Origin of the sequence: uncultured Merdimonas sp. (genome assembly GCF_963929015.1) — a bacterium.
Taxonomy (GTDB): Bacteria; Bacillota; Clostridia; order Lachnospirales; family Lachnospiraceae; genus Merdimonas.
On the sequence record NZ_CAWVHE010000018.1, the window covers coordinates 153,630 to 179,247 of the forward strand.

The 25,618-nt window shown below is 48.4% G+C and carries 34 protein-coding genes; 28 read left to right on the plus strand and 6 right to left on the minus strand.

Annotated elements, in window-relative coordinates; genetic code table 11:
* Nucleotides 1-5 precede the first annotated feature (5 nt).
* Entirely contained in the window at nucleotides 6-1,670 is a 1,665-nt protein-coding gene (locus ABGT54_RS11820; protein ID WP_346664256.1) for an AAA family ATPase, read from the minus strand.
* A 155-nt stretch (nucleotides 1,671-1,825) separates the two neighbouring features.
* Here ABGT54_RS11820 and ABGT54_RS11825 point away from each other — a divergent pair, with 155 nt between their 5' ends.
* From ABGT54_RS11825 to ABGT54_RS11835, 3 genes are all read left to right on the plus strand, one after another.
* Complete coding sequence (locus ABGT54_RS11825) at nucleotides 1,826-2,041, plus strand: response regulator (protein WP_346664257.1); 216 nt, start codon at nucleotides 1,826-1,828, stop codon at nucleotides 2,039-2,041.
* A gap of 601 nt (nucleotides 2,042-2,642) precedes the next feature.
* The gene (locus tag ABGT54_RS11830) at nucleotides 2,643-2,924 is read left to right on the plus strand and encodes a PadR family transcriptional regulator (RefSeq protein ID WP_346664258.1); all 282 of its coding nucleotides are present in this window, start codon (nucleotides 2,643-2,645) and stop codon (nucleotides 2,922-2,924) included.
* Between the two features lies 1 nt (nucleotide 2,925).
* Nucleotides 2,926-3,474, plus strand: a complete 549-nt coding sequence (locus tag ABGT54_RS11835; protein ID WP_346664259.1) for a DUF2812 domain-containing protein — start codon at nucleotides 2,926-2,928, stop codon at nucleotides 3,472-3,474.
* A gap of 113 nt (nucleotides 3,475-3,587) precedes the next feature.
* Here ABGT54_RS11835 and ABGT54_RS11840 read toward each other — a convergent pair whose 3' ends face one another.
* The 5 genes from ABGT54_RS11840 to ABGT54_RS11860 all read right to left on the minus strand — a co-directional run bounded on the left by ABGT54_RS11840 (nucleotide 3,588) and on the right by ABGT54_RS11860 (nucleotide 6,389).
* On the minus strand, nucleotides 3,588-3,767 hold the full coding sequence (locus tag ABGT54_RS11840) for a hypothetical protein (RefSeq protein WP_346664260.1): 180 nt from the start codon (nucleotides 3,765-3,767) through the stop codon (nucleotides 3,588-3,590).
* Between the two features lie 245 nt (nucleotides 3,768-4,012).
* Complete coding sequence (locus ABGT54_RS11845) at nucleotides 4,013-4,825, minus strand: hypothetical protein (RefSeq protein WP_346664261.1); 813 nt, start codon at nucleotides 4,823-4,825, stop codon at nucleotides 4,013-4,015.
* The gene (locus ABGT54_RS11850) at nucleotides 4,809-5,138 is read right to left on the minus strand and encodes a flavodoxin domain-containing protein (RefSeq protein WP_346664262.1); all 330 of its coding nucleotides are present in this window, start codon (nucleotides 5,136-5,138) and stop codon (nucleotides 4,809-4,811) included. The genes ABGT54_RS11845 and ABGT54_RS11850 overlap by 17 nt, the downstream gene beginning before the upstream one ends.
* A gap of 10 nt (nucleotides 5,139-5,148) precedes the next feature.
* The gene (locus ABGT54_RS11855) at nucleotides 5,149-5,895 is read right to left on the minus strand and encodes a hypothetical protein (RefSeq protein ID WP_346664263.1); all 747 of its coding nucleotides are present in this window, start codon (nucleotides 5,893-5,895) and stop codon (nucleotides 5,149-5,151) included.
* Entirely contained in the window at nucleotides 5,892-6,389 is a 498-nt protein-coding gene (locus tag ABGT54_RS11860; protein ID WP_346664264.1) for a hypothetical protein, read from the minus strand. Before ABGT54_RS11860 ends, ABGT54_RS11855 begins: the two co-directional genes overlap by 4 nt.
* A 768-nt stretch (nucleotides 6,390-7,157) precedes the next feature.
* Between ABGT54_RS11860 and ABGT54_RS11865 the strand changes: the two genes are divergently transcribed.
* The 25 genes from ABGT54_RS11865 (at nucleotide 7,158) to ABGT54_RS11985 (ending at nucleotide 25,529) form a co-directional block, all read left to right on the plus strand.
* Entirely contained in the window at nucleotides 7,158-7,748 is a 591-nt protein-coding gene (locus ABGT54_RS11865) for a hypothetical protein (RefSeq protein ID WP_346664265.1), read from the plus strand.
* Nucleotides 7,749-8,152: 404 nt separating this feature from the next.
* Entirely contained in the window at nucleotides 8,153-8,443 is a 291-nt protein-coding gene (locus ABGT54_RS11870; protein WP_346664266.1) for a hypothetical protein, read from the plus strand.
* Between the two features lie 215 nt (nucleotides 8,444-8,658).
* A complete protein-coding gene (locus ABGT54_RS11875) occupies nucleotides 8,659-10,233 on the plus strand; it encodes a hypothetical protein (RefSeq protein ID WP_346663650.1) in 1,575 nt (524 codons plus the stop codon).
* On the plus strand, nucleotides 10,230-11,033 hold the full coding sequence (istB, locus tag ABGT54_RS11880) for an IS21-like element helper ATPase IstB (RefSeq protein WP_206415744.1): 804 nt from the start codon (nucleotides 10,230-10,232) through the stop codon (nucleotides 11,031-11,033). Before ABGT54_RS11875 ends, istB begins: the two co-directional genes overlap by 4 nt.
* 135 nt (nucleotides 11,034-11,168) lie before the next feature.
* Nucleotides 11,169-11,345: a hypothetical protein gene (locus ABGT54_RS11885; RefSeq protein WP_346664267.1), complete on the plus strand. Its 177-nt coding sequence runs from the start codon at nucleotides 11,169-11,171 to the stop codon at nucleotides 11,343-11,345.
* Between the two features lie 99 nt (nucleotides 11,346-11,444).
* The gene (locus ABGT54_RS11890; RefSeq protein ID WP_346664268.1) at nucleotides 11,445-12,470 is read left to right on the plus strand and encodes a toll/interleukin-1 receptor domain-containing protein; all 1,026 of its coding nucleotides are present in this window, start codon (nucleotides 11,445-11,447) and stop codon (nucleotides 12,468-12,470) included.
* Nucleotides 12,471-12,701: 231 nt separating this feature from the next.
* Nucleotides 12,702-13,355: a GNAT family N-acetyltransferase gene (locus tag ABGT54_RS11895; protein WP_346664269.1), complete on the plus strand. Its 654-nt coding sequence runs from the start codon at nucleotides 12,702-12,704 to the stop codon at nucleotides 13,353-13,355.
* A gap of 190 nt (nucleotides 13,356-13,545) precedes the next feature.
* On the plus strand, nucleotides 13,546-14,040 hold the full coding sequence (locus ABGT54_RS11900) for an L-2-amino-thiazoline-4-carboxylic acid hydrolase (protein WP_202615259.1): 495 nt from the start codon (nucleotides 13,546-13,548) through the stop codon (nucleotides 14,038-14,040).
* Nucleotides 14,028-14,897, plus strand: coding sequence for an acyl-CoA thioester hydrolase/BAAT C-terminal domain-containing protein (locus tag ABGT54_RS11905; RefSeq protein ID WP_346664270.1), 870 nt, complete (start codon nucleotides 14,028-14,030; stop codon nucleotides 14,895-14,897). Before ABGT54_RS11900 ends, ABGT54_RS11905 begins: the two co-directional genes overlap by 13 nt.
* Nucleotides 14,898-14,902: 5 nt before the next feature.
* Nucleotides 14,903-15,388 carry a hypothetical protein gene (locus ABGT54_RS11910; protein ID WP_346664271.1) on the plus strand — a complete coding sequence of 162 codons (486 nt, stop codon included), beginning with the start codon at nucleotides 14,903-14,905 and terminating at the stop codon, nucleotides 15,386-15,388.
* Nucleotides 15,389-15,489: 101 nt separating this feature from the next.
* A complete protein-coding gene (locus ABGT54_RS11915) occupies nucleotides 15,490-16,245 on the plus strand; it encodes a hypothetical protein (protein ID WP_346664272.1) in 756 nt (251 codons plus the stop codon).
* 182 nt (nucleotides 16,246-16,427) lie between these two features.
* Complete coding sequence (locus ABGT54_RS11920; protein WP_346664273.1) at nucleotides 16,428-17,006, plus strand: TetR/AcrR family transcriptional regulator; 579 nt, start codon at nucleotides 16,428-16,430, stop codon at nucleotides 17,004-17,006.
* 110 nt (nucleotides 17,007-17,116) lie between these two features.
* Nucleotides 17,117-17,731 carry a class I SAM-dependent methyltransferase gene (locus ABGT54_RS11925; RefSeq protein ID WP_346664274.1) on the plus strand — a complete coding sequence of 205 codons (615 nt, stop codon included), beginning with the start codon at nucleotides 17,117-17,119 and terminating at the stop codon, nucleotides 17,729-17,731.
* 4 nt (nucleotides 17,732-17,735) lie between these two features.
* Complete coding sequence (locus ABGT54_RS11930) at nucleotides 17,736-18,341, plus strand: class I SAM-dependent methyltransferase (protein WP_346664275.1); 606 nt, start codon at nucleotides 17,736-17,738, stop codon at nucleotides 18,339-18,341.
* A 12-nt stretch (nucleotides 18,342-18,353) separates the two neighbouring features.
* The gene (locus ABGT54_RS11935; RefSeq protein ID WP_072524335.1) at nucleotides 18,354-19,259 is read left to right on the plus strand and encodes an alpha/beta hydrolase; all 906 of its coding nucleotides are present in this window, start codon (nucleotides 18,354-18,356) and stop codon (nucleotides 19,257-19,259) included.
* A gap of 44 nt (nucleotides 19,260-19,303) precedes the next feature.
* A complete protein-coding gene (locus tag ABGT54_RS11940) occupies nucleotides 19,304-19,987 on the plus strand; it encodes a class I SAM-dependent methyltransferase (protein WP_346664276.1) in 684 nt (227 codons plus the stop codon).
* Between the two features lie 44 nt (nucleotides 19,988-20,031).
* Nucleotides 20,032-20,733, plus strand: coding sequence for an L-2-amino-thiazoline-4-carboxylic acid hydrolase (locus ABGT54_RS11945; RefSeq protein ID WP_281844925.1), 702 nt, complete (start codon nucleotides 20,032-20,034; stop codon nucleotides 20,731-20,733).
* 27 nt (nucleotides 20,734-20,760) lie between these two features.
* Complete coding sequence (locus ABGT54_RS11950; protein WP_281844915.1) at nucleotides 20,761-21,537, plus strand: ZIP family metal transporter; 777 nt, start codon at nucleotides 20,761-20,763, stop codon at nucleotides 21,535-21,537.
* Between the two features lie 8 nt (nucleotides 21,538-21,545).
* A complete protein-coding gene (locus ABGT54_RS11955) occupies nucleotides 21,546-22,043 on the plus strand; it encodes a hypothetical protein (RefSeq protein WP_281844913.1) in 498 nt (165 codons plus the stop codon).
* A gap of 10 nt (nucleotides 22,044-22,053) precedes the next feature.
* Entirely contained in the window at nucleotides 22,054-22,305 is a 252-nt protein-coding gene (locus ABGT54_RS11960) for a hypothetical protein (RefSeq protein ID WP_346664277.1), read from the plus strand.
* Nucleotides 22,257-22,658, plus strand: coding sequence for a hypothetical protein (locus tag ABGT54_RS11965; RefSeq protein ID WP_346664278.1), 402 nt, complete (start codon nucleotides 22,257-22,259; stop codon nucleotides 22,656-22,658). Before ABGT54_RS11960 ends, ABGT54_RS11965 begins: the two co-directional genes overlap by 49 nt.
* Before the next feature lie 9 nt (nucleotides 22,659-22,667).
* Nucleotides 22,668-23,510 (plus strand): class I SAM-dependent methyltransferase, encoded by an 843-nt coding sequence (locus ABGT54_RS11970; RefSeq protein ID WP_346664279.1) that lies wholly within the window; start codon nucleotides 22,668-22,670, stop codon nucleotides 23,508-23,510.
* A complete protein-coding gene (locus ABGT54_RS11975) occupies nucleotides 23,507-24,433 on the plus strand; it encodes a 2-dehydropantoate 2-reductase N-terminal domain-containing protein (RefSeq protein WP_281844906.1) in 927 nt (308 codons plus the stop codon). The genes ABGT54_RS11970 and ABGT54_RS11975 overlap by 4 nt, the downstream gene beginning before the upstream one ends.
* Entirely contained in the window at nucleotides 24,430-25,092 is a 663-nt protein-coding gene (locus ABGT54_RS11980) for an L-2-amino-thiazoline-4-carboxylic acid hydrolase (RefSeq protein ID WP_281844904.1), read from the plus strand. The genes ABGT54_RS11975 and ABGT54_RS11980 overlap by 4 nt, the downstream gene beginning before the upstream one ends.
* Entirely contained in the window at nucleotides 25,089-25,529 is a 441-nt protein-coding gene (locus ABGT54_RS11985; protein WP_346664280.1) for a hypothetical protein, read from the plus strand. Before ABGT54_RS11980 ends, ABGT54_RS11985 begins: the two co-directional genes overlap by 4 nt.
* Nucleotides 25,530-25,618: the final 89 nt, after the last annotated feature.

The window sequence follows — 25,618 nt, forward strand, 5'->3', positions numbered from 1 at the left end:
TTCTTTTATTTTACCATGCATTCTTTCCTGTAAAATGCAACACCATATTTCAGGATATCCGAATATCCTTCCTGCCGGAGCGCTTCCTCGTATTTCTGATCTTCGATCTGCCGGAGCGCCTCATCACACTTGCTTTCCAGTTCCTGATAAGTATGCGCTACCTTGATCTCAAGAATAACAGCCTTTCCCCTGACGCTCGGGTACTTCAGCAGGATGTCCGGGCGTCCGTTTCCGGATTCCCGGTTCGACAGGACGATATAATTCCCGATGTTTTTGAGCATTCCTGCGAGAAAGCCGTGGTAGTAACTCTCCTGATAATCATAGAAACTGATCGTCTCCATGAGGTTTTCAGAGAGAATTTCAGCCATCTTTTCCCGGTCGCCGTTCAGGATGCTTTCATAGAGCAGAGAAAAATTTTTATTCTTTGTTTTTTCCTCGAACCAGCGCAGGACTGTGTTTTTATAAATATAGCGCACTTCGCTGTTCGGGATTGCCATTTCCACCAGAATATCCTCGCCGTCCTGCTGTTCGCTGATCTTCTTCAGATAGCCGGCGAAGAAGAGGAAGTTCCACAGATTGTCCTGTGTGGAGTCCATGTCGTCATAAGTGATGTCTTCATGGATCGGTTTGGTGATGGTCTTTCCTTCAATGAGAGCTTCGATCTCCTGCTTTACCGAGAGATCCGCCCGCTCTACAAGCGTGCGGACGATGCTGTTGGAACTTGTGTTGGACCAGTAAGGGCGGAGCAGTGCATTTTTATCTCTGTAACAGGAATTTACATAACTGATGACGCTCCAGGGATTGTACACTTCCGTCTCACCGAACTGATATCCGTCATACCATCTCCTGACTGCCGCCTGGTTCTGTTCCAGCCCGTAATGTTTCAGCATCTGATCCACTTCATTCTGTGTAAATCCGAAATGTTCCGCATAGCTGGTATCCATGATCGAGATGACATTCAGGTTGTTCAGACCGGTAAAAATGGACTCCTTGCTGATGCGAAGACATCCAGTTACTACGGCAAACTCCAGCGTGTCGTTCGTCTTCAGAGCCGATTCAAAGAGGGAGCGGATCAGCGATACCATACGGTCATAAAAACCGCTGAAATACGCATTTTCCAACGGAACATCGTATTCGTCGATCAAGATGACCGTCCTGCGCCCGTAAAATGTATACAGACATTCGGAAAGAAATTTTAAGGCGGAGAGATATTCTTCATCGTCCGCACCACGATTCATCAAAAGCTGATATTTTGTGCGGTCATCCTCGGAATTCAGACTTTGTATAATCCGAGAATGCTTTTTAAACTCTCTCGCAATCTCTTCTTTCAAACAGTGGAACGCAGATTCATAGCCTGCCTGTTTCATGGATTTCAGTGATAGTGAGATCACAGGATACTGTCCCTGTTCTTCTGTATATTTTGTGCCGGCAGCCATGATTTTCTTTCCGGCAAACAGGCGCGACCGGTCTTCATCAGATTTTTCAAAAAAGCAGCGCAGCATGCTCAGATTCAGTGTCTTGCCAAAACGTCTCGGCCGGGTAAAGAGATTGACTTTTCCGCACAGATCGATCAGGTCTTTTATGAGCAGCGTCTTATCGACATAGTAATAGTCCTTTTCAATGATCTCTTCGTAATTTTCCACTCCGATCGGAAGCGGGGTCCATTCCATATAAAACGCCTCCCTTCTTTTCCTGTGTCTATCTTACTACATTTGCAGGAGAGCAGCAAGACAGGGATGAAATTTGAAAAGACCGGATTGCAGGAAAAGTATATGTATTATAATAATGTCAAAAGTTGAGAAACTGACCGAAAACGGAGGTAATTATGATACATATACTTGTTGTGGAAGACGACGAAAAGATGAATCAGATCATCTGTACATATCTTGCCCGGAATAACTATCAGGCAGCAGGCAGCAGAAACCCTGTTGAGGCATATGACCTGATGAGCACGGAGGTGTTCGACCTGATCATCTCTGATATCATGATGTGTTATGACGTCGTTTATGGATATCGCGGACGCTGTTTTTTTAAGACGTAGCGCGTTATGAAATGTTTGCGCCAAATTGCATTTTGGGTGAGACGGCTAATTAGACTGCGTCGTCTTCGCTAACTTTTTGAGCTCTTTTAGATGAGCTCGCATGCGATGGAGTACGCATTCGTAATTAGCACCCTCAGCTTCCATGCTGCGGGCTATACTGCGAAGAGCTCTATCTTGTTTTTCTTCTTGTGTCATAGATCAATTATAGCATGCGAAGGGGAGGATCGTACTTGATAGCTCAAATCTCGCCATCAGCTTGCTGAGTGACCAAAGTGCGGCAATCCAAACCCTGTCTACACCGACGAGCGGTGGAACAAGCTGGTAGAGTCCATCAAGGTCTGCAGGGGCGGCCACCTGATCTTCACCTTAACGGATGGCAGGATTGTGAAGGTTGCGCTCTAAAGCCACTAACACTCTACAAGCAGCAATGCCGCAGGGACAACCCACGGCACTATTCTTACCTGAATATTAAGTTGACAAACATATATCGCACTGCTATAATAAAATTGATATGTAGCAGTGCGATATAGCGCAGTGCAAGGTATGCATAGAAAGGGTCGTGAACGAAGTGAACGCACATATTCGTAAAGTGTACATACCGATGACAGAAACGAGTTTTTATATCCTGCTTTGCCTCCGGGAAGAATCCCATGGCTATAATATCATCCAAAAAGTAGAGAAACTGACAGATGGTGAAATTCGAATCAGTCCCGGAACGATGTACGGCAGCCTATCCAAGATGGAGAAGGATGGCCTGATCCACTTTGTCCGGGAAGAAGAAAAACGAAAGATATATTGCATCACAGAATTAGGTAAAAATGTGCTGGCATTAGAAATGAAGCGAATCGAAAGATTGTATCGAAACATGATGGAGGTGCGCTGACATGAAAGAGAAAAGAACCGAGCTGCGTATTTTCACGATAGCGGAATGGGAAAAAGAAGAACAGTATCTTCGGAAGCGGCATCAGGAAGGATGGAAATTTACGAAAGTAAGCCTGCCGGGACTTTACCGCTTTGAAAAATGTCCCCCTGAGGATGTGATTTACCAGCTCGATTATAACGAAGAAGGGCTTAAACATAGGGACGAGTATGTGCAGATGTTTAAGGATTGCGGCTGGGAGTACCTTCAGGAGTTTGCCGGATACACCTATTTCCGTAAACCAGTTGCCGAAATGCAGGGAGAAGAGGAAATTTTCTGTGACGATGAGTCCAGGCTCGACATGATGCGGCGGGTATTTGCAGGCCGATATGTGCCAATCCTCATTATTTTGATGTTGTTGATTTTGCCAAACATCTTTGATCAATTCCATAGCTCAGATGCAGATGCTCCTATACTACTGGTGCTGTTTTTGATCCTGCTCTCAGTTTACGTATGGGCAGTTGCGTCTTTTGCCTATCGTTATTGGAAGTTAAAAAGACGGCTGAAAAAGTGATACCGTGATGAATAGGCTATAGTTGATAAAGCGAACAAGTAAAATCAGTATGGAAACGTTGCTCTATTAATTCAGGGGACAATGATTATGGGAATGGCCATTTTGTTAAGGCCTTATTCGGTTGACTCGTCTGCCGCCATTCTTTTGAAAATCAGAATGCCCCTGGAAGATGGCATGATGGAGCAAGAAACGAGCTCAAAACCTTCCTGTTCCATTTTATTGGCTGCATCTTCTATTTTGACAGCCATTTCTTTAGCCTTGGGAGAATATTTGACTACCATCGTTTTATACATTGAGTTCACCTCCTATCCACAAGAAAGTTCCTGAAATGTTCCAAACCGTGTGGAATACTTTTGTACTTATACTTTGAATTGTAACAGGAAGGAAAGCGCTTGGCAACTTACAGTCTCAAAGCATTTTTCGGGCATTCTTCTTTATCATGCAAAAATCGTAGCAGAGCCTGTTCCTGTTCCAGCGGGAAGGTGCGGGGAAGCCACAGTGTCTTGGCGAAAGGCCCTTTTTGGCTGGCACCATACCTTCAGTCTGCCGGATCTACATTTCGTTGATTTGGAAATGCCAGACATCCGACCGTTACCGCCAGGATATCGATGAAGGTGCGGAGGATCAGATCGGGGATATTGGCGTCAAAAACCAGCGGCATGAAGAAGTTAAAGAGGAATAAATCCACCCCAAACAGCATGCCGCCAAGAATAAGCGCCCGCTTGATCCGATTTTTGCTGTGGATATAAAGATTCAGCCATGCCGTCACACAAGAGATTGCGGTACCTGTTAAAAGACACCACAGTACCGTTTCCAACGGTTTTTCATCAAAGGAAGAGTAAATGCCAAAGACGAGATATTGTATCATCCGCCCGACAAAGAAGCCCCCTGTGACAGCCAGCACCGGAAGAATGGGGAAAGGCGACTTCTCTTTATCTGCTCGTCGTGCAGGGTTACCAAACAGCCATCCCAGCAGCAACCCCATAACAATTAAAGCAATACTATCAGCTATTGGGTAAGTAATCCGATCAAAACCTGCTACATGTGGCAAAGGCTCTAAAAGATAAACGATCCACACCGCACAACAGGAAAGACCATATTTTAGCCCCTGCAAAACCCGATTTCCACTCAACCGGTTCCGGATAAGCAGAAACAGCGAGGCAATCAGGGAATAAGCGAAAATCCCATAGACAGTAAAAGCCAGCGGCATGGTGCCATTTTGTGCAAAAACGCTGGGTGCCAGGACTGTCTGCTCACCGGCCGGAATGGAAAGTTGACCAATGATGCGGACGATGGTGGTGGCAAGGCCGATTAGAAGGATTTTCAAGATGTTTTTAACAGTTCTGTTCATATTGTCTCCCTCTGTATTGCCTGAGCAGAGAAGTACGGATATTGTGCTGGTTTTCCGGCTCGCTGGGGTCGGCCAGCCCTACGGTAACAAGGATTAGTTTTTGTCCATCCTGAAGTGAAAGGCCCCGCAGGGTTTTCGCCAAGCCCAGAACACCACCGGCATACAGCCCCCCTAGATAAACGATTATATCTTTGTCCGAAAGAGTTGATGCGTCTTTGTAACTGACCGCAGGAATGCCGGTTTGCTCGGACAGTTTTTCCGCATACCGGCGGGTGCTTCCATACTGACTACCGTAGACAATGATGTGTTCCATAAGTACTCTCCTAATCATTATACCATTTGTCCCGTTTCAAAAGCGCGAAAAGGAAGCGACCTTGAAAGAGAGAGGATAAAATCATAAATATATTTGCGATAGAGATGAACAGAAAAGAGGGTATCATCACTCGCGTGAATTGGTTGGCCAACGGTTTTCTTCCGCGAACTGCCGCCGAAAGACGTGCCATACAGAACAACATGCCGCTGTTGAGAAAAAGCCATGTGCATATCTGGATGGCTAGAGAACACCACAATTCACTTGGAACGGTGCTGGTAGTGAAAAAGGCTAACGCCATTTGCAGCAAGATGACTCCCACCAGGATCGGGTAGACGATCCCCAGCACCTGAAGCATTACGCCGCCGCCGACCCCGCTTCCGCCGCCCCAACTGATTCCTGCCCTTTCACACCACGCCTGCAGCATATGCAGAGCGGGGCGGTTTTGTTTGCCCTCGACAAAGCCGTTGTTGGAAAGCGCATACAACCGGAACCGGCAGGAATGGCTTTTACAATAGCTTTCCGCCTGGTTGAGGAATTCCACCACATGGGACGGAAGGCCATCTACATAGAGAGGTACGAAAAGGCACACCGCATCCATGTCGGGGAACAGTCCCAGAACTTTCTGAAAATCCTGCCGACTGCTGAGGGACACCACCTTCTTTCGGGTGCCCGGAAGAAACAACCGGAATAACCTCGAGAAGAAACGAGAGGCACCGCCTTTTTTCTTGGGACTTGCATTCAAAATCAGAAGGTTCATAAGCCGGCCTCCTTTAACTGCTCAATAGTCTCAAAGAAGACCACCTCCGCCTTCTCATAATCCAGATTCAGCCGGTTGCGCTCGACAACCTCTTTGGCTATCTCCTGTTCAAATTTCGTGTATTCCCCGTAAAAGCAAACGCACATCAGTTTCCGGCGCGGGTAGCGGCTGATGTGATGAGTTTGCCCGCCCCGCCAGGTAAAAAACGGGAGAGAACCGCCGATTGCACGATCCAAGACGGCTTTGATTGGGCTGCTGTATCCTCCGTAACAGCACCGGCTGACGATAATCAGCGGATCACTTTGACCAACGAGCGCTCCAATGTGCTGTAGAGAGTCCTTCATGATGCAAAAACCGGCGTTCTTCAACCAGCACTTGAAACAGCCCTGGCAGGAAACATACTGGTTGTTTGCATACAGGACAACCGAATCCTCACTCGTTTTTTCCGGTGTATAGGTTACCGCATCACCAAGATCATGAATGATTACCTTCATAGGCTGGTTTCTCCTCTTGAAGTGAAAAACATAGAAAACGTGTTCATTGTTTCTGCTGCCAGAATACAATTCAATATAACTTTCCATTTTAATAATATAATAGGCGACATTAAGTGACTATCCACTTTCGGTAAAATCTGTGTAAATTATAAGGAAAATCAAACAATCGTGACACTGTCTTGTCGTACATGAGAAGATACAGAAGAAAGAATGCAGGGTAGATCGTTTTGATAATTTCTTTAAGTTGAGGGAACTTCCCTACTTTATTAGGATGTTACCACACGATGTTCATATATGCAGATAACGGTTAACTGTTGCGATTTTGTGAACAAACAAAGCAAGAGAAAGACAGAGGCAATGATTCATAAATTGATATAGTTGTAATTATCCGTACCGCCCTCTTAAAAGATTGGTGCAAAGAAAATATCCGTGTCAGAAGTGGTGCGGCAGACCAATTATCCTAAATGGCCTTTTTCTCTCGCTTTCTGATATGGTGCAAGCCGATCTCTAAGCAAGGCACAAAACAATCCAAAACAAGCACAAAAAAATGGGACACCCCCGTTATTTACAGGGGTGTCCTATAATTCCTCGCCGCTATGGATATCACTAACGCCACTTTCTAAAGTATATCATATTATGACATATTTACGCTAATTTTCATTGTGGGTGATACGGACGACAAGTTTTGCACCATTTATATAATTGTGACCATCTTACTTAATCACTACCTTCTGCGCGGCGGCTACGTCAGTAATAGTTCGCTGTACAATGTGGGGTCAGTCGGATACTATTGGTCATGCGTCTCTCGTCCCGGAAGAAAAGCGTGAGGAAATCGAAGCACTGATCCGTCAGAAAGAAGCGAAAGCACAACGTGAGGCTGAAGCTGCCAGACGGTTTGCTGTGATTCATTTCCATGAGGACGGGGATGATTTTCATTTCACTTCCGACCTGCGGAACAACTTCTACAGTGCTGCTTATCTCTATCGGAATTTTATGCGGGAGAATGAGGGCAGGCTGACCTTGGACAGTCTGGCGCTTTCCTTTGGAGTACATCAGCCCATCGATGACCTGACCTTCTCTGTCTTATGCGCCGCTATGGAGCATGATGACCGGATCACCGCTCTCCTGGAATTTGATTTTGACGATGGAACGATCAGCGTAAAAGAGCAGGGAGATTCGGAGTGGCGGACTTATCGTCTGAAAGATGTTTCTACTGCGGTCTACCGTGCCGAGCGCAAATCTACGATTCCGATAGCAGCAAGAGAGCTGATTTTTGAAGAAGCATTGCGGGATCGGGAGATTGACTGGCAGTCTTCCGAACAGGCAGAAGAAACAACGCCGCCAGTTCAGGAGATGTGATGCGAAAAGGAACACCCCTATGAGCCGCCTGTCGGCCCCGTGTTGCGATTTTGTGGGCGAGGTCGAGGAAGTATCCCTCCCCGCCGGTTTGCGAGGCGTTTGCGGCCCGTGCGAAGGCAGGCTCCGCCCATGGAAAAGCGACGGTTCCCCGTGCGGATACAGGGTCGAAAATCAAGCAGGAGAAAGGGACGGTGCCGCATGGCGGCCCCGCCCCAGCTCACTGCGTCCGGCAGAGCCGGTCGCTTCAAGGCTTTCCGCCGCTTCTGAAAGAAATGGCATTACGGTGCCGGATTTGGAACAATAGGTTCCTGGACAGGTGCTTCAACTCCCCCAAGGCCCAGAAGTTTCAACGAATGACGCGGTGCTTTGGCAGGTTCCTATGAATAAGAAGGAGGATTTCAGACATGCAGGATACAGAGGCAGAAAAGAAAGAAATCAAACGCCGCTTCCAGCTCTGGATCAGACCGTCCACCCTGGAGCTGGCGGATACTCTCTATAAAAAAGACAACTGTGACAGCAAGAGCGAATTCATCGAAAAGGCCGTGTTGTTTTATGCCGGATATCTTTCCGCAGAGGACAACAAAACCTATCTCCCTAATATCGTCACCTCCACGTTGAAAAGCATTGTAGCGGAGAGTGATCACCGGCAGAACCGGATGATCTTCAAGATGGCTGTGGTGTGCGTGGTAAGGTGATTTTACAGCCACAGGGTAAGGAGTTTTTTACATGGTACGGTAAGGAGTTTTTTACATCACGCGGTAACGACTTTTTTACATGACAGGGTAAGGAGTTTTTTCCATCGTCCGGTAATCACTTTTTTACATCCCCTGCGGCGAGTTTTATCACAGGAGGAGTCAGCGGTTCATCCGATTTTGTATACTGTAAGCAGTACACAAGAGAGGAGACCTTTATGCTGACAAAAACAAAAATGCAGGAAATACAGGATCTAAAACTGCAAGGTTACACAAAAGCTGATATTATCAGATACTATGAAGCGCAGGGGCGCAAGCCTCCCAGCCGTCCCACGATCAGCAAGTATTATGACATGGATGTGCTCCCGGATGATCCCGGCGCTAAGCTCGCAAAACCAAAAACCTTTGACGCAGAACCTTTCCGCAGCACGATTATCAGGATCCTTGAGGCGAACAGTGGGAAAAGTTTCTGTATGTCATCTGTTTACGATGTCCTGGAAGAAAAATTCATCGAAAACGGAGACTATGAAAAACTTCCCGGTAACCAGCAGACTCTCCGGAACTACATCCATTATCTTGAGGATTCCGGACAGGTCAACAGGGAACCGGAGCACCGCCGTATCTATGATTATGTTTTTGATACACCGCCCGGGGAACAGATGCTCATCGACTTCGGTGAGGAGACTCTCTCAAAAACAACGCACATCCATTTCATCTGCCTTTTGCTGCGTTACAGTCGTTTTTTATGCGTTTATGCACAGGATCACAAGTATAACTCGGAAGAAGCCTGTAAGGCGATCTATCATAGTTTCTGCAGGCTTGGAGGGCGCCCTAAAGAACTGGTCATCGATCAGGACGCCGTGTTTGTCTCCAGTGAAACCTATGGTGAAGTCATCAAGACCAGGACCTTTGAAGATTTCTGTACAGAACAGGATATCCGGCTCTGGGTGTGTAATAAGGCGGACCCGGAAAGCAAGGGACCTATCGAAAACTCTGTTGGGTTCGTGAAGAAAAACTTCTTCAGTGCGCGGAAGGTCACCTGTATTGATGATGTATGGCGTTCCCTTCCCGGATGGCTGGAACGCAAAAACCAGCGGATCCACCGTTCCACCTTACGGGTCCCAAAAGCAGTCTACGACAGCGTTGAACGGTCAGCCATGCAGCCTCTTCTTCCATCCGTGTATGAAACATCTCCGAATACGTTCCGCACTTATGAAATCGCGGCAATGCCTTACGTCCTGTATAAATCTTGCAGGTATTCGGTTCCACGTGATTATGCTTTCAAAACGGTACGATTCAAAGTTGTCAGTGGGAAAATCCACATTTATGACGATCAGCTGAACTATATCTGTTCCCATAATCTCAGCGAGAGGAAAGGAAGTGTCAATCAGCTCCCGGAACACCGGAAACAGGACTCCGGAGACTGGATCGAGATCATGGAACGTCTCCGTGGGAAATGGAACTGCTATGACTTCCAGCACTTCATCAATGGTGTGAAAAAGGAAAATCCACGGCATATCTCCAAACAGCTTCGGGCAATTGAACAGTTCCTTGATTCTGAGAATCCGGATAAATCCCTGGTAGCGCAGGTGATGAAAGAATGCTGCCAGAAATACCGGTATCAGTTCTCACAGTTTAAAGTTGTTTACAGCCTTGCAAAAGCCGGCCGGGAACTGGCCACAGACGACTGCCGTGCCCAGGTTCCATCCGGCAGTGTCAGCTATACGGATCTTTCCGTTTATGCAAAAGCCTTTCAGGAACGCACAGAAAGGAAGGAGGCTGCTGCTCGATGAACCGTGAAATCTTAAAAAGTATGGATACCGGCCATATCCCCGTACAGCGGCTCACGGCCCTGCTTGAAACGTTCGCCTTGAAGCACGCGGCGCGTATGCTTCCGGATCTTCTGGAAACTGCAGATCTGCAGGTCTCCTCCTGCAGGGAATTCCTTCTGGCTGTTCTTGAGACCGAAGTCAAAGGTCGGAATGAACGGCGTCGGAAGCGCAACTATTCCGCAGCGCATTTTCCACCAAATATCCGACCATTGGAAGAGTTTGATCCGGAAGAGCTGGAGTCAGGTATCACCCACGCACAACTCTCCGTTTTAAAAGAATTATCTTGGCTGGACAACTGCGGAAACCTTGTCTTTGCGGGGCCTCCGGGCCTCGGTAAGACCATGGTTGCCTGTGGCCTTGGCCTACAGGCTGTCAACAGCGGCTATACTGTATGTTTTGAGAAGATGACCAGCCTGATCAAGATCCTTGATACCGCAGAGACAGAGCGTGCAGCCGGATTCCGGCTCAAAAATATCAAGAAAGCGCAGCTTGTCATAATTGATGAGATCGGCTACACACCGATCAGCCGCGGACAGGCAAACAGGTTTTTCACATTTATCAGTGATACCTATGAAACCAGTTCCATCATCTTTACCACCAACAAAGAGATCGTTGACTGGGCTGAGATGATGGGGGATCCGGTACTTACCACTGCAATGCTGGACCGGATCCTGCACCATGCCAAGTGTTACTCTTTCCGTGGGGAATCCTACCGGCTGAAGCACCCTGACCTTTACCCACAGGGAGAAACAGGGATGTAAAAAACTGCTTACCGGGTAAAGTAAAAAAGTGCTTACCTTACGATGTAAAAATCTGCTTACTAAGGTATGTAAAAAACTCCTTACCATACGGTGTAAAAAACATCTTACCTAACAATGTAAAAAAGTGGTTGACATTTGCAGGCTGTGGAGCTGGCGGTGATGATGAACGTGGTTGCAGCGAATAACAACATCGATCCAGTGTCACTGGAACGCTTGCGTGGAGAATGTGTCAAAGAAGTCAAAAGGCTGAATGGTGCGTTCTCTTTCGATGATGCGGTGAGTTGGCAGAATGGATGGGAGGAAGACGAGTGAAATGGATAAAGTAGATTACAATTTAACGTACAGTATGATATAATAATTTTCAAGTTGTTTGGAAAAGAGAATGAGAAAAATATGTAGAAGGAGATGCATATGGAGAATAGAATTGTTATTTCCGATGAGGCAGAAAGTGTGTTGAAAGAGATAGTAGATAATGAGAAAGTATCGGATTATTGGAAAAATAGATTTGAAAATTTAAGTAATCGAGATGATACGATTCTCAGAGGCTGTTTTAAGGAATTAAGAGAATCTGGTTTGATACATGTTCAATGGGGAGATAACTATCCTTATCAAATACAAATCCTTAAAGATGGTTATTTGTATGAGGAAAAGAAAGAGCAAGAAAGAAGATTAGGCATGTCGCAATTTGAAAAGGAACTACATGATTTATTAAAAAGAACAGAAAGCATTCAACCTCCGGCTAATGCAGCAGCGGGAGATTTTGATTTACATAAGTATAATCAGCCAAGTGAGGATTGGATGAATGATTTTGATATTTTTTATAACAAATATTTGAAAGAACATGCTCTTGGTTCAAGAATTAAAACTATTTTATTTCATCGTAACTTAGGCGCATATAGGCAACTTGTATCGTGTCTTAAAAGTATTAGTAAGGATCAGGAATTTATTGATAAAATGAATGGTATCGAAAAAACAACGGTTCCAGTATACCAAGCCAATATGCTTCCAGAATATGATGTTTTTCTTTCTCATGCCAACAAGGACAAAGCTGATCTCGTAGATGAGTTGAATGATTCTCTTGAAAAACTTGGCGTGAAAATATTTTATGATAAAAAATCTCTTGAATGGGGAGATAAATGGAAAGACCGTATTTTAGATGGAACGAAAAAAGCTGAATTTGCTATTATTGTAATTTCAGAAAATTTCTTTGATCGTGAATGGACAGAAAAGGAACTAAATGAATTCTTGAATAGGCAAAATAGAAATGGACAGAAATTGATATTGCCGATTGTTCACAATATTACTAACGAAGATTTACGGAACAAGTATCCCTCGGTTGCAGATATTCAAGCTATAGATTCTAAAGCATATTCTTGTGATGAAATTGCTTTACTATTTGCTCGACAACTGATTAAACGATTGAAGGCGCAAAACTAGTATCAGCCTATTATATATATAATATATATAAGGAAATATAGTATCCCGGCAGGAAATCTCTTACGAGGTCTCCTGCTTTTTCTTTACTCTAAAACGGAAGGAGGATTCTCATGATCCGTCTTGTCACTATCAAATGATTAACAGGTAAAAAAGAAATTGCAGTCCCATATATCTTCTGATATAATATTAGTTAGCAATAACTAACCTATTTGCGCATAGGAGGATAGAGCTATGTTTACTGTTCGTCCATATAAGGAAGAAGATGCTGCGGCCTGCGGGGATTGCTTTTACGAAGGATTCTTTTCATGCTCTGTGGATCAGAACGATAAAATATTTTTGCGTGATTATGCACAGGTTCTGATTGAAAAATGTAATTTTACCTATGTGGCGGAAACAGAGGATCATCAGGTCGTAGGATTTATCTGCGGAAAATATGATAAGCGTTTCAGCAAGGCTCTGGCAGCTCAGTATGAGACAAAAAAGCACTATGGCCGTTGGTGTAAAATGTTCCTCAAGTTCTATCTGAAAAGATATAAAATGTCAGCACCATTCCAGAAGCAGTTTGATGCCTTTTTCCGTCAGCTACAGGAAAGGGATAAGGAAACCGTTGGGAAATGCGATCTGGAACTCGTTGCCCTTTCGTCCAGAAGGAATTACAGAAAGGGGTTGGGAACCGCATTGGTCACACAATTTTTGAATCGGGCAAAAGCTGATGGAGCAGATCGTGTGCGGCTTTTTACGAACACTCTTGCATCGTGGGAGTTTTATGAAAAACGTGGATTTAAGAAAGTGGCAGAGAAGCCCTTTCAGGATGGCTCCGGCAATCAGTCCCTCGTTTATGAGTACGTTTTGAAGGAGCATGAATATGAAAAACACCATCTGTGAAAAACTGATGTGGTCAGCGATGACACCTGCTATTTTCAAATATATCGCAGCCAATTGCAAAAATACGGATACATTCAGGGTGAAGAAGAAATCGCGTAAAAACTTTAAAGATATGTTGGCGAGGACACCCGACATAGGCGGTTTTACGAAAAATCCTCTGCGAATCTGTCTTTCCGGCGGAATTGTCTGGATGGCAGTTTATAAGGCAATGGATGGGGCGATGAGCCATGAGCAGTTCGGGGAAATGGTGACAGCCACGATGCAGGCGTCGCTCATTAAAAAAGCTTTCGGGAGTAAAAATCCATTTGATATGGAATATCAAAAAAAGAAAGTCAAGAAGGACAGAATTGCAAATGCCATATCCGACAGCGAATTCAACTGGATGACGGAGACGATTCCCGGAAGGGATGCAGACGAATACACCATCAACTATCACAGGTGCGGCCTGTGTGCGCTTGGAAAACAGGAGCATTTGGAAGAACTGATACCCTATATGTGTGCCATGGATTTTATTTCTGCTGATCTCATGGGCGGCGTGTTATACAGGACAGGTACACTTGCAGAGGGCGCAGAAAAGTGTGATTTCTATGTTTGCAAAAAGGACTCTAAATGGGATAAAGAAAGAAAATACGGACAGCAATCCAAGCTGCAAAAACAGGGAGAGTTGGGAAAGTGGAATATGTGACGGTTGCACAGGAGGGCTTCTATGGACTTTATCATGTCCCTGTTAAGGATCATGATCCCAAAAAGGTCGTCATCGTAGTAGGCGGCAGCGAAGGGAATGAAAATATCCCGATGAATGTGGGTGCTATGTTTGCCAGGTGCGGCATCGCCGCGTTAGGTATTTGTTACTGGAACGTAGACGGGCTGCCGAAAGAACTGGTTCGGGTGCCTGTCGATCCATTTGAAAAAGCGATCCTGTGGCTGAAAAACAAAGGATATGAAAAGATTATCATGTATGGCATTTCAAAAGGCGCTGAACTGGTATTGCTTTGCGCTTCTCTTATGCCGGATATCTGCGGCGTTGTTGCCCTCTCCCCGATCCACTGTATATGGGGAGGCATGTACGGGAATAAAAGCATGGCATCGAAAACTTTTTCATCTGCCTCCGAATTCACATACAGGGGAAAAGATTTTCCGTGTATGACAGCGCATCTGAAATATGGGCCGGCAATCCGGAACCTCATCCTCCATCAGCAGTTCGAGTTATCCTACATCTACGAAGAACCGCTGAAACATTTTGATGAGGATACAGCCATTCATGTGGAGAAGATTCAGGGAAACATTTTATTTATTTACGCAAAGGAAGATCTCATGTGGCCCAGCAAAGAGGCAGTGGCATATATGGTAAACCGCCTGGAAAAACACCGATTTGCATTCCGGATGGATGTCCTGGAATATGAAAAAGCAAGCCATATTCTTGTTCCCTTAAATCCGCCTAAGCTGAAAATGTTTAAAATTGAGAGGCAATATCCGGAAGATTGCAGGCATAGCCGTGAAGACGCTTTCCATAAAACGATAAAATGGATATCGGAGGTGTAGCGAATATGGCGGTCATGATAGAAAGTCTGATTGGTATCTTATTATTCACAATCCTGATTGTTCCGCTGACACTGAAAAATCCCTTTGCCTCGGTAGGAGACTATCCTCCGGCCATAAGGGAGAAATGTATGGAATTAGGATTGATCGAAAAAAGAGAACAACGCTTCACCAGGGCAGATATCCTCCGAAAGGGGATTGCCCTGCTTGCTTTTGTGTTCATCTTCGCTGTTGTCCTGAAACAGTTTAATGGAGCGGATACATTCTGGAAAGGGTTTCGGGATTCCTACCTGATCTGGCTGATCATTGATTGGTATGACGCTCTGGTGCTTGACTGCATCTGGTTCTGCCATTCGAAAAAAGTCAGGATACCAGGCACAGAGGATATGGAAGAATATAAGGACTACCGTTTTCATGTCAAGCAGTCATGTATTGGTATGCTTCTTGGCCTCCCCGCCTGTCTTGCAGTGGGAGTGATTACAGCAATCCTCTGATCTGCCATTAAATGATATAGAACAGAATATGATTCGCATTCAGCAGGAAATCTTTTTCGAGGTCTCCTGCTTTTTTACTCTAAAACGGAAGGAGGTTACCCATGGCCCGTTTGGTCACCAAGTTCAAGTACCTGAAACCGGATCAGGAAAAGCCTATTGGTGGGTACGCCACCTACATTGCCACCCGTGAAGGTGTGGAAAAAATCGATGAGTCTTTCAAGTTGGCTCCAGCAACAGTGAAACAGCAAAAGCTCATTGAAAAGATCCTGCGGGATTTCCCGGATAGCGTCACGATGCTGGAGTATGAGGACTATCAGAGAGAAAAGACCGTGGGAGCTGCCTCTGAATTTATCACCCGTGCCATTGAGGACAATGCCCATGAGATCCTGAACCAGAAAACCTATGCCGACTACATCGGCACCCGGCCTGGTGCGGAACGGTTTGGCAGCCATGGCGTCCGTGAAAAAGATGGGGTTAAATTGAGTACATCCATCTCCTGCAGCAGCGATCTTGCCATGCTGGAGGACGTAACCGCTGCTGTTGCCGAGGATTTGAAAGCGGTTGGATTTGAAGTTACAACATCGAGCAAAGAGACCATGACCTATTATCAGGATGTGAACCGTGGAGAATATGGGATAGGCATTGGCATTACATTTAATATTCCCATGGACCCCTTCCAGTTTATCGCGAACCTACGACGAGAGCCAATGCGTGACAATATGGTAGCACAGGGGTTGCAGAGTTTGCCTGGTTCGGACGCGCTGATCAACAGCCTTTATTCCATGGCAAATGACTCTAATTTTGATAGAAACCCGTTAAGGGGTGCAATTACGGTTTGGAGGGGAGTGCATTTTTGATTTTAGAGGGGTGCAGTACTTTGCCAAAGGAAGAGGAGCGCCTTCATGAAATAATGTGTTAAGGGAAAATAATTTTTTGTTAAAATGCGTATGTTTTCTCTACATCCCTTGCAAACCAGAAAAAAGCGCGGTATAATATGACCAGAAGAACCGAAATGGTCATATTTAAGGAGGGTGCGACCTTGGCTTTTACCGATTACGAGACTGAGCAGCTCCGCAAGGCGTTGCTGAAGGAAACGAGACATTGTGCTGTCACGCTGGGGATGAAGAAAACCTCCGTAGAGCAGCTGACGAAGGCGGTCGGCATTGCAAAGGGCTCGTTCTATAAATTCTACGAATCCAAGGAAATGCTTTTCTTTGCGGTTTTAGAGGGCATCCATGCCGAGCTTTACGGGGTAGCCGACCATGCACTGAGCGAAACTGACGGCTTGCCGCCGTCGGAGCGTGCGGCAAAGGCGGTTCTTGCCGTCTGCCGGAGGCTGTCTGATACTGGCGACATGGTTTTCATTGAAAACGATGCGAAGCTGCTTTTGCAGAGACTGCCGGAGGGCGTCAAAAATGTCCATTACCACGATGACGAAACGCATATCCGTCTGCTTTTGGAGAAATATGACCTTGTGCCGAATCGCGGCATCTCTTTGGCTGCCGCCACGGTACGGGGACTGATCTTGACCGTCTCCCACAAGGAGCAAATCGGAGAATTGTACCCGCAGGTGCTGGAAACGCTGGTGTACGGTGCTTGCAGGGAGTTATTTGAATAAGCGAAAGGCCGCAGAAATGCGGCTTTTCCAAGGCACAACGGTTAGCATCATCTAACCGAACAACCGCACATATCGGTTAGATGAATCTAACGTCGAAAGGAATGATAGCGATGCGAAAACACAAGAATTTCTGGGATAAAAATGCCGGTCGGTATGACCGCTTTATGCGAAAGGACCGGGCAGCATATGACGAGATGTATGAACTGATCCGACCGGAGGTGAAAGCCAAGACGGTGCTGGAGTTGGCCACCGGCACAGGGTTGATTGCAAAAAACATCGTGAACGCGGCGGCGCACATTGAGGCGACGGATGCCTCCCCGGAGATGATTGCCGAGGCAAAACGGGACAACCGATCGGCGAAGCTGCACTTTTCGGTGCAGGATATGTTCCGTCTGCCCTATGTGGAGGAGTCCTTCGACGTGGTGATCGTGTCCAACGCGCTGCACATTGTGCCGCAGCCGGAGAAAGCCCTTGCCGAGATCCGCCGGGTGCTGAAGGACGACGGTGTGCTCATCGCGCCCACCTTTACCCACGCGGGAAATTCGTTTCCCGGCAAGGTCAAAGCCTTTTTCATGAAGCTGGCAGGCTTCCCTCTCCACAGCAGATGGACGAGCGAGGAATACCTGCGCTTCCTACGGCAAAACGGCTGGGCGGTGCGGAAAAGCGCTGTTCTGAAGGCATCCTTCCCGCTGACTTATGCGGAATGTGTGAAATCGGAGGTGTGATAAGATGTCATTTTTTGAGAACACCAGAAAGCCTGTGGGGCTTGGCGGGAAAATCATGGTCGCCATGATGAACCTGGGGCACAGTCCTGTGGCACGGTGGGGACTTCACTTTTTGGAGCTTACTCTGGACGCCAAGGTGCTGGACTGCGGCTGCGGCGGAGGGGCGAACATCAAGAGACTTCTGAAAAAATGCCCGGAGGGTATTGTCAAGGGCATTGACTATTCCCCCGTCAGTGTGGAGAAATCCAAAAAGGTCAACGAGGCCGCCATAGCGGTGGGCCGCTGCACCGTTCTGCAAGGCAGCGTGGCGAATATGATCTTTGCAGGCGACTGGTTCGATGCGGTAACGGCCTTTGAAACCGTCTATTTCTGGCCCGATCTGCCGCAGTGCTTCCGGGAGGTTTACCGGGTGCTGAAGCCCGGCGGGACATTACTCATCTGCAACGAAAGCAACGGCGATACGGACAAGGACAAGAAGTGGACGGAAATCATCGGCGGCATGACCATCTACAAGGATGCCGAGCTGAAGACGTATCTGGAGCAGGCGGGCTTTCACGATGTGCAGATACGCAAAAAGAAAAGCTGGCTGTGCATCACGGCGCGGAAATGAGGGGGCTAAATCATGAGTATCTTTGCATCTATCTTACGCAGCGTATACAAGCTCTCCGGCGCGAAAAAGGCGTTCGCCTTGCCGGAGGATGCACTGCGAAAGGAAATTGAAAAGCAGAACCAGCATCGTGGCGTTTTTACGCCCACCGACCACAAAGCACATTATGAGACGATCACAGTGAACGGCTTTCCCTGCCTGATCGTGCGAGAGCATCCGAAGCCGTCCGAGCGCGCAATTCTCTATTTCTTTGGCGGCGGCATGGTGATCGGCCCCGATAAGGGCGACCTTCCTGTGATGCGCAAGCTCTGCCGCGAGACCGGCTGTGATGTGTGGTTTCCGTTTTACCCGCTCTGCATGGAACACTGCATTACTGAAACCTACGCGATGGTGTACGAATGTTATCGAAAAATGATTACGCTGTACGGCGGCGGAAATGTCAGTACCTGCGGCTTTTCCTCCGGCGGTGCGCTGGCGCTTGGCATTGCGGCGCATAACAACGCCCAGCCAGAGCCACTGCCGCAACCGAGGCACATTGTCGCCGTATCCCCCGGCGAGGTGCCGTGGAACGATGCGGAAAGGGCGCGGATGCAGGCACTCAATAAACGGGACGTTTCCATCGACTATGCCTTTATGGTGACGGTGGAAAAGTTCATGCGGCATGGCTGCGAGAATGTGCCGGACTATATGCTCTCCGGCTCACGGGGAGATTTTACCGGCGTAGGCGATATTCACTTCTTCTATTCTGCCGACGAGGTGCTCTACGGCGCATTGCCGGACTTTGAGGAAGCCTGCAAACGGGCAAATGTCCCCTATACGGTGTCCGCCCGCCCGAAGATGGTGCATTGCTACTGTATGCTGCCGATCTTTCAGGAAGCGAAGGAGGACTTCGCAAAGATCGTGGATTTTTTGAAGAGATGAGACTGGAAACGGGCGCGTGATGATTGAAACACGGAGGGAAGGCCATGGAACGAAAAGAAGCCATTCGCGGTGCGTACCGAATGACGGGCGGAAACAGTTTTTATGACGGCATGATCACCTGCTCCACCCTGAGCGGGAAAGCGGTGTGCCGCTTGGTGTGGGCAATGAACAAGGCAGAAAACGACGCCTATCTGGAAAAGGCAATGTCCGGTATTCCGGAGCATTTCTCCGGCAAGCTGCTGGAAGTGCCGGTGGGAACAGGGATTCTGACCATGCCGGTTTATCAGACTATGCCGGAGGCGGACATCACTTGCCTCGATTACTCGGCGGATATGATGGGGCAGGCGCAGGAAAAAGCGAACCGACTGAATCTGAACAACATAACCTTTCAGCAGGGCGATGTGGGTGCGCTTCCCTATGCAGACGGCTCTTTTGACATTGTTCTGTCGCTGAACGGCTTTCACGCTTTCCCGGACAAGGAGGCAGCTTATCGGGAGATTTTCCGGGTCTTGAGACCCGGCGGGACATTCTGCGGCTGCTTTTATGTGAAGGGCGAGCACAAGCGGACGGATTGGTTTGTCCGGCACGTTTATGAAAAGGCGGGATTCTTCACGCCGCCCTATGAGACGGTTTCCAGTCTGAAAGCACGGCTGGATGGAATGTATACGGATGTGGACATGGGAAACCTGAAAAGCATGGCATGGTTTGTCTGCCGAAAAGCGGACTAAACGATTTCGTGCGCAAAACAGAAAGCAAGGACGAAAACAAACAGATGAAAGACAAGAAGCTCCTATTCGACCGCAAATGCCATGTGCTGTATTCCCGCCCCTGCAAGAAGGAGATACGGGCGAAGATCGCTCTGCACTATCCTGCAGTAGAGCGGGAGGCGGTTTGGGAAAAAGTGCAGCGGCGGTATGCGGAATTTCTCTCCGACTGGCGTACCGATTTGGGCGGCAAGCGGAACTTCCACAACGGCGTAGGCGGCACCTACGACTGCATCGCCATTATGAGCTATTACGCGGTCTGCAAAGCCGTCACATTGTTCCGTGAGATCGAAGAGATGGAGGAAAAACTGATTCTTCCGACTTTCCGCAAGCTGAAATTTGTGGATTGCAACAAGCCGTTCTGGAGGAAGCTGATGTACAAGGCGTTTGTTCGTGCGAAAAGCGGCTGCGATAAATGGCACGATTACGAGATGTCGATTGCGCCTTATGAAACCGACAAGCCTATTTATTATGAATTTACGGCGTGCCCGGCAGCGGAGTTTGCTATCAAGCACGGTCTTACGGATATTATGCCCGCCTTGTGCAATGTGGACTACGCATCTATGGAGCTGCTCCACGCAAGGCTGGTGCGGACGACTACCTGCGTGGATGGCTGCCGATGCGATTATACCATCTGCGGCGATAAAGACCCATACTTAAAGGAACATCCCGAATATCGGGATGAGGCGGGCTTCAGAAGAAACAAATAAAAACGCAATGCAAAGGCGGTGAGACAAATGAAAACCTTTATCGGAATCATGATCCCTTTCTTGGGTACAACACTGGGCTCGGCCTGCGTGTTCTTTATGAAAAAATCCCTTGGCGATCTGGTGCAGCGCTCCCTTGCGGGTTTTGCCGCCGGTGTGATGGTGGCAGCATCCATCTGGAGCTTGCTGATCCCCGCCATTGAGCAGTCGGAGGATATGGGGAAGCTGTCCTTTCTCCCCGCCTTTATCGGCTTTTGGAGCGGCGTGCTGTTTTTGCTCCTGCTTGACCGTTTGATTCCCCATCTTCATGTGGGAAGTGAACAGGCCGAGGGTCCGAAAAGCAAGCTCGGGCGCACCACCATGATGGTGCTGGCTGTTACCTTACATAACATCCCGGAGGGAATGGCAGTCGGCGTGGTGTATGCAGGCTTCCTTTCGGGAAATACGCAAATTACGGCGGCAAGCGCACTTGTCCTGTCCCTTGGCATAGCCATTCAGAATTTTCCCGAGGGCGCGATCATCTCCATGCCGCTCCGGGCGGAGGGGGAACGCAAGGGCCGAGCGTTTCTCGGCGGTGTGCTTTCCGGCGTTGTCGAGCCTATCGGCGCGGTGCTGACGCTTCTCGCGGCGCAGCTTGTGATCCCGGCACTGCCGTATCTGCTGAGTTTTGCAGCGGGCGCCATGCTCTATGTGGTGGTAGAGGAGTTGATTCCGGAAATGTCGCAGGGGCGGCACTCGAATCTTGGAACGGTGTTCTTTGCGGTAGGCTTCAGCGTGATGATGGTGCTGGATGTGGCGCTGGGATAAGGAAGTAAATGATGATTTTACAGGTGATTTTAGAAGGCATAGGACTTGGCGTTCTGCTCATTTTGGTTTGCGCCATCGGTATCCGCAAGGGCGCGGTGGACATGGTGCATCTTTACAGCCAGGAGGTGCAGGAGCGGTGCGTAACGCTGGGACTTACAACACACGCGAAAATCAAGCGAAACGCCCTGCTGTTCAAAGCCATCTGCGTTCCCGGCTATATTGCCTATGTGCTGGTGTGCGTCTATGCGGTGAACGGCGCGCGGGGTTTTCTTGCGGGCTTCTGGCAGCTGCTGGTCATACTGTCCGTTATGAATCTCATAGACCGATTTTGGGTTGACGGCTATTGGGTAGGACATACGAACGCATGGGAAATTCCGGGAACAGAAGACCTGAAACCCTACATTACAGCCAAGGATAAGGGCAAAAAGTGGCTGTTCGGCACAATTGGTATGGCGGTCATTTCGGCAGCACTGGCGGCGATTATGATGCTTTTTATGGAAAGCTGAGGCGATAGAAATGCTGTTTCAAACATATGGCGACAGGAATCATCCTGCCGTGCTGTTCTTTCATGCTATGGGCGTGACAGGCGCAAGCAGCGAACCGGTTGTGAAATATTTGCAGGATCGGTATTTCTGCATTCTGCCCACCTCCACCGTTTACTGCGAGGGGCAGAAATATGTCAGCAAGCTGGACGAAATACGGCAGGTGGAGGACTTTTTTTGTATCTGGCCATCAAGGGCCTGTATTGGTCAAAGGGCGGCACACTGAAAAAGATTTTGTGGTGTGACGATGACTCCATAAAGCCGTATTTTATAGCCGCAGGCGAAAATCTGACCTATACAAATCTGCGGCGGCAGATTTCGGACAGCCTGGAGGATAAACCCTTTCCGCCGCTTTCAAAAGAATTGCAAAAACATACCTATTTCGAGTTTGGCAGTATAGAAGATCATTTCAAATACCGTCAAGCAGTGATGGAAGCCTACCCCTGCGGCCATTATCCCGTGTTTGAGGGATACGATCACATGCAATATCAGATTCGCGATCCAAAGGGGTTCGCCGAAATGCTGGCACACATCGCCAAGCGTGACTGTATGCCGGAACTGCCATTTATCAGAAAGTGAGTGATACCCGTGAAATACAAAATCGAGAAAAACACCGTACAGGAAACGCTGATCATTCCGCTGTATGCGCGGAAGATCTGCTCAGAACTATACCCGAATCTCTACCGGGACGAAACAGCGGTTCGCCTGATTGACGAGATCGACTACGATTTTTCAGAGGCGGAGAAAAACTCCCGCAGCCTGATGCAGCGTTTCGGTTCACTGGAGGTGGCCATGCGGCAGAATGACCTTGCTTTTGAGGTGCGGGAGTATCTGAAATCTCACCCCAATGCGGCGGTGGTCAATCTGGGCTGCGGGCTGGACAGCACTGGAAGAAGCTGCGACAACGGCAGCTGTAAAATTTACAATCTGGACTTTCCCGATGTCATAGCCGTGCGTAACGAGCTTTTGCCCGCCGGGGAGCGTGAGGAAAATATCCCCTGCGATTTGAATAATACTGAGTGGTTTGCAAAAATCGATGCATCGGGCGGTGCGGTGTTCTTTGCCTCCGGGGTGTTCTACTACTTTTTGACGGAGCAGGTCAAGGCGCTGGTACAGCAAATGGCAGACGCTTTTCCGGGCAGCGTGCTAGTGTTTGACACTGCAAATCGGGCGGCGGTGAAGATGATTGCAAAAACATGGCTCAAGAGTGCGAAGATCAGGGATGTGGGCGCGTATTTCGCGGTTTCCGACGCTCCCAAAGAGATCGGTGCGTGGGACAGCCGTTTGCAGGTCTCCAGCCGGGGCTATATGCTGGGCTACACCGATTTGAAAGACCCATCCGTCAGCGGCTTTTTCCGTTTTCTCGCCAGGGTCGGTGACGGAATGATGAAGATGCAGATTGTAAAGATCAGATTTGGAGGCAAGCAATGAAAATTCTGGTATATGGTGCAGGTGTTTTAGGGTGCAATCTGGCAAGGAATCTGTTTCACGCCGGAAAGGATGTGACCCTGCTTGCCCGGGGAAACTGGGCAGAGGAAATCAGGAAGAACGGACTGCGGATCAAGGATCAATTCTCCCTCCGCACATCGGTCAGCCGCATTCCGGTGGTGACCACGCTTGCACCGGATGCAGCATACGATGTGATTTTTGTGGTTCTGCGCTATACACAGTTGGATTCCGTTCTGGACACGCTACGAACGAACCGGACGAAGAACATCGTTTTTGTGGGTAACAATGTGCAGGCAAGAGCGCTGGCGGCGGCACTGCCGGAGAAAAATGTCTTGTTTGCCTTTGCGCTCTCTGCCGGGCATCGGGAACCTGACCGGGTCGTTTCTATCGACCTGAAAAAAATCACCATTGGGCAGCTGCGTGGGGCGGTCTCCAATGCGGAACTGATCGGAGAGATTTTCGGCGGTACCAAATACAAGGTCGTCTATGAGCCGAATATGGAGGACTATCTGCTCTGCCATGCGGCCTTTGTGATGCCTGCGGCCTTCGCCTGCTATAAAACAGACGGCGACCTGAAAAAGCTTAGGAGAAATACGGTGTACCTTGGACGGGTGATCGATGCCAATATTGAAGGCTACCGTGCCATACGCAATGCGGGACACGACATTTTGCCAAAGACGGATGCAGACTTTGAGAGCGAAAAGTACCGCAAGGCCTGTCTGCGCTTCTTTAAACTCATGTGCGCCACCTCACTGGGCAAACTATGTGCCTCCGACCACGCCATGAACGCCATAGACGAAATGAGCGCCCTGAATCGGGATATCAAGCAGTTCTTTGATGAGAACGGCGCGGCTTATCCCGTGTGGCAGGCGCTGGAGGCGGAGGCCGGGAGATACTTACGATGAAATACGCCGGAATGCCTTTCGGCATGTGGACGCTGTTTGCGCCGTCCTTCCGAAACCAGCTGACAGCGGTGTTCGGCTACGGTACGAATACGGCAAAAGCCATCACAAAAAAAGCAAAGCCGAAATACAGGGAGATCATCTCCGAGCTGCCTGAATTTGAAAAAGGCGACCGGTTCAAGATGAACCTCGTCAACTGCGCGATGATCGGTGCGTTTATTCTCTCCATGCCGGAGCGCCCGGATGTGGAGCGGCTGACGGAGTATTATGCAAAATCCATGATGACAAAGCCGCTGAAATGGTTTTGCCGCAAGAGCGGAAAAAACAAGTTTACCCCCAAAGATATTTCCGGCATGAAGGCGACCGCCACCTTGAAAGCCGCCGACCGCAACCCATATTCGTGGAACATGGAGTTTTACGAATATCCCGACGGCAGCGGCTACGAGGGACGCTTCACCAAATGCGGCATCTGCGTGCTAATGAAAAAGCTGGGGCTATATGACCTCACTCCCGCGCTGTGCCGTCTGGACTACACCATGAGCGAGGCGGGCGGCGTGACCGACTTTGTGCGGCAGTACACTCTCGCCTCCGGCGGCCCATACTGCGACTGCGGGTATAAAAAGAAGGGCTTCGTGAAAGCTGGGACGGAGGCAGGACGATGAAGGAAACCTATCTATCCCGTGATTTTCGGGAGACTGCGGCACAGTGCTTTCCCTCGCAGGCCAAGGAGCTTAATGCATTTTTTGATGCGCGGTTGAGTGTGCTGCTGGCTGAAAATGCAGATGCAAGCAAGGAGAAGCAATACCACCTCAAACGGCAGATATTACCGGGCATTCCCATGTATGTTCCGATGCTATTGGTTTTCGGCATCCATTTCGTGATGCTGCTTGCCGGTAAAACCCGGTATCCCAGATGGATACTCGCTTTCCATCCGGTCACATGGAACATTCTGCTGGTTGCTGTTCCTGATATTGCACAGGCCATGCAGGTGCCGACAGCCACATGGATGTCCGTAATGAGCCAGAGCAGTACCAATACCGCCACCGTGATCTGGTGCATCGCGGCTGCGGTTTATGAGAAGAAGCGTATACAGGAATGACAAATATGCGGACACGTACCGCTGCCCAAACTGATGTCCTTACACTGTGAGCGACGGCTAATCACTTCATCACCGGAGTCAGAAAACAA